Source organism: Mycobacterium sp. E740, from assembly GCF_001672895.1.
GTDB lineage: Bacteria > Actinomycetota > Actinomycetes > Mycobacteriales > Mycobacteriaceae > Mycobacterium.
On record NZ_LZKP01000154.1, the window covers coordinates 1 to 3,426 of the forward strand.

At 69.8% G+C, this 3,426-nt stretch carries 3 protein-coding genes and 1 pseudogene; 1 reads left to right on the forward strand and 3 read right to left on the reverse strand.

Translation table 11 applies throughout. The features are described 5' to 3' along the window. From A5663_RS14565 to A5663_RS14575, 3 genes are all read right to left on the reverse strand, one after another. Positions 1-1,134: serine/threonine-protein kinase (locus A5663_RS14565; protein ID WP_068150182.1), on the reverse strand; the 1,134-nt coding region annotated here is incomplete at its 3' end. 22 nt (positions 1,135-1,156) lie between these two features. Continuing rightward, positions 1,157-2,260, reverse strand: a complete 1,104-nt coding sequence (locus A5663_RS14570) for a PDR/VanB family oxidoreductase (protein WP_068150188.1) — start codon at positions 2,258-2,260, stop codon at positions 1,157-1,159. Then, positions 2,261-3,196, reverse strand: a complete 936-nt coding sequence (locus tag A5663_RS14575; protein WP_068150191.1) for a metal-dependent hydrolase — start codon at positions 3,194-3,196, stop codon at positions 2,261-2,263. A 94-nt stretch (positions 3,197-3,290) separates the two neighbouring features. Here A5663_RS14575 and A5663_RS23075 point away from each other — a divergent pair. Beyond that, positions 3,291-3,426, forward strand: a pseudogene (locus A5663_RS23075) (glycerol acyltransferase); the annotation flags it as partial.

Below are 3,426 nucleotides of genomic sequence, written 5' to 3' on the forward strand. Positions count from 1 at the left end.
CGCCGCGGGCGTGACGGGTGCCGACGTCGGTGTCGTCGTGGTGGGTGCCGACGTCGGCGTCGTCGGGGGTGGCGGGGGAGGCGGCGCTGGACGCACCGGGGTCGTCGTGGACGTGGTCGGGGGAGAGGTCGTCGCGGTGGCGGCCGGGCGGTCGTCGTCGCGGCCGAACTCGAAGGCCGCCACCGCGATGGCCACCACCAGAGCGATGGCGAGGATCACCGGCACGACGACTCGGGCGCGCGACCGCTTGGGTTTCTGCACAATCGGCGCGAACCGCGTTGCGTCGTCGTCGGACGCGCCGAGCTGGTGGGTCAACGCGCGGGCGAAGTCGGCGCAGCGCTCAAAGCGGTCTTTGGGGTCCTTGGCCAGCGCCTTGGTCAGGACCGGGTCCAGGCCGGCCAGCTCGGGTCGGTGTACGCCGATGGTCGGCGGGGCGGCCGACAGGTGCTGGCTGATGACGACGGCCGGGTTGGAGTGGTGAAACGGCGGCGAGCCGGTCAGCAGGTGGTAGGCGGTGGCCGCCAACGCGTACTGGTCGGCGCGGCCGTCCAGCCGCTCGCCCATCAGTTGCTCGGGTGCGGCGTAGGAGACGGTGCCGACCGTCATGTTCGTCGCGGTCAGCCCGCTGATGTCATTCGCCCACCGCGCGATCCCGAAGTCCGCCAACAGGATTCGAGTGTCGTCGGACTCCGGGCGGGCGAGCAGGATGTTGGCGGGCTTGACGTCGCGGTGCAGCAGGCCCTGCTGGTGGGCGTAGTCGAGCGCGTCGGCCACGGCGGTCACGATCGCGGCGACGTCCTGCTTGGGCATCCCATGCTGGTGGCGCTCGCGCAGCAGCTTGGCCGCGTCGGTGCCCTCGACGTAGTCCATCGAGATCCAGATCTGGCCGTCGGATTCGCCGCGGTCGTGCACGCCGACGATGTGCGGATGCCACAGGGTCGCCGCGATGTCGGCCTCACGCTGGAAACGCCGGCGGTATTCGTCGTCGGCCGAGACCGAGGCCGGCAGCACCTTGAGCGCATCGCGCCGCGGCAGGCGAGGATGCTGAGCCAGATAGACCTCGCCCATGCCCCCGGAGCCGAGCAGCCGCACGATGGTGTATCCGGCGAACTGCGCGCCCTCGGCCAACGGCATGGGCGAATAGTACGAGACGCGCCTACAGGTCGAGCGTCAGATCAGAACCGTTCGCGGCGCGCGAGACGCAGATCAGCATCACCCCGCTGTCCCGCTCGGGATCGGTGAGCAGGACATCGCGGTGGTCGACGCTGCCCGCCAGCACGCGGCTGCGGCAGGTGCCACAGAAACCTTGTTGGCACGAGTACGGGGCGCGGACCCCGGCGCGGTTCAGCGCGGCGAGCAGAGTCTCCTCGGCGCCGACATCGACGGTCTGCCCGGTCGAGGCGACGGTCACGGAGAAAGCCTGCCCGTCGACGACCGGTGGGGCAGCGAACCGCTCGAAGTGCAGCTCGACGTCGGCGCGGCCGACCAGCCGCTCGCGGATCGCGGTCAGCATCGGCGCCGGACCGCACGCGTAGACCGCGGTGCCGGGCGGGCAGTCGCCGAGCAGCTCGTCGGCGGTGGGCAGGCCGGCCTCGTCGTCGGTGCGGATGTCTACGGGGCCGAATCGCCCGACCTCGTCGGTGAACGGCAGGCTGTCGCGGCTGCGGCCGGTGTAGACCATCGACCAGTCGACGCCCAGACGCTGCGCCAGGCCCAGCATCGGCAGGATCGGGGTGATGCCGATGCCACCGGCGATGAACCGCAGGCTTCGGGTCGGCGATCCGTACCCGGGCACGGTCAGCGGAAACGCGTTGCGCGGCCCGTGCGAGGTCACCGTCGCCCCGGGATGCAGCGTGTCGTGCACTTCGATCGAACCTCCGCCGCCGTCGGGGATACGCCGCACCGCGATGCGGTACGAGTCGGGATCGGCGGGGTCGCCGCACAGTGAGTACTGGCGCACCAGTCCGCTCGGCAGCGTGATGTCGATGTGCGAGCCCGGGCGCCATCGGGGCAGCGGTCCTGCGTCGACCGCGGTCAGCGTCAACGTCACCGCGTTCTGGTCGTGGGCCACCACGCGCCGGTCGGCCACCTGCAGCAGCAGTGTCCGGTCCAGCTCGAGCGGGGGCTCGACTCGTCTGGTGGCCGCCGCCAGCGCGTCCATCCCGGAGATCACCGCTTCGGCAAGGCCCATCGTGAGGTACCGGCGCCCCGGCCGCAGCGGGTTGGCCGGCAGCCGCCGATAGCGTTGGCGCAGACCCATCTAGAGGTGTGCGGCGCGCGCGGCGGGGGACGTGGCCAGGTACGCGACGGCCTGGGCAGTCGACCCCATTTCCTTGGGGGAGTAGCCGGGGCGGAAATAGGCCAGAGTGTTCACTCCGAACAGCGTCCGGAACTTGGGCAGCAGTCCGAGTTTGGAGTCTCGGGCCCGCATCCGCTGCATCTTCCACCACCCGATGTCGATGTTCGGATCGGACTTGAGCAGATACCAGGTGCCGCGCTGGAAGAACACGAACATCGCCGTGGCGGCGACCGTCATGGCGCGGATCCGGTCCGGGTAGCTGTCGTGGAAGTAGACGGCGACGTCGTGCGCAACACAGCGGTGTTCGACCTCCTCGCTCCCGTGCCAGCGGAACAGGTCGACCAATGTGGGGTGGGCCCCGTGCCGGTCCCACGACGAGTTGAGCGCGAAGTCCCCGAGCACCGCGGTGTAGTGCTCGATCGCCGCGATCAGCCACAGCCGCTCACACAAATTGTTCAGCCGTCGGGCCGGATCATCGGATTGCGTTGGCGCCAGGACCTTTCCGAACAGGTAGTCGACTAGGTCGAGCATCGGCGCCGGGTCCACCCCGTTGCCGACGAGGAACTCGCGGATCACGTCGTCGTGGGCGGCGGCGTGGGTCGCCTCCTGGCCGATGAAGCCGCGGATGTCCTCGGCCAGCCTGTGATCCTTCACCAGCGGCAGCGCCTCGTTGTAGGTACGCACGAACCAGTGCTCGGCGGCGGGTAGCACCACGTTGAACAGGTTGATCATCGTGGCAGCCACCGGGTGACCGGGAATCCACTCCAGCGGAATGCCGGACAGGTCGAAATGCACCTTGCGGGCCTGGATCTGCACCGGCCCGGGGTCGATCTCGCGGTCGAATCGACGTGGCTGTAGGCCGGTCGGCCCGGCCGGTCCCGCCGCCGAGTGTGGCATCGTCGCTTCCCTCCGAACGTGGGTGTGGCCAAGTCTACGGCCGGTAGATGACACCGCTGGTTTGCGCTTCCCCCGTGCGGTCAATATGAAGACAATGGCGGCGATCGACGGCGTTTTCGAGTGGGCCAAGCAGCAGGTCGCGGGCCGGGTGCCGAAGGCCGACCTCGACCAGCGCGACCCGGACTACATCCGCGAACAGTTGCCGGGCCTGTGGCTGTTGGCGTCGCTGT

Coding starts and splice junctions, on each gene's coding strand:
- A5663_RS14570 (WP_068150188.1), bottom strand. CDS start 2,260: ATGGGTCTGCGCCAACGCTATCGGCGGCTGCCGGCCAACCCGCTGCGG.
- A5663_RS14575 (WP_068150191.1), bottom strand. CDS start 3,196: ATGCCACACTCGGCGGCGGGACCGGCCGGGCCGACCGGCCTACAGCCA.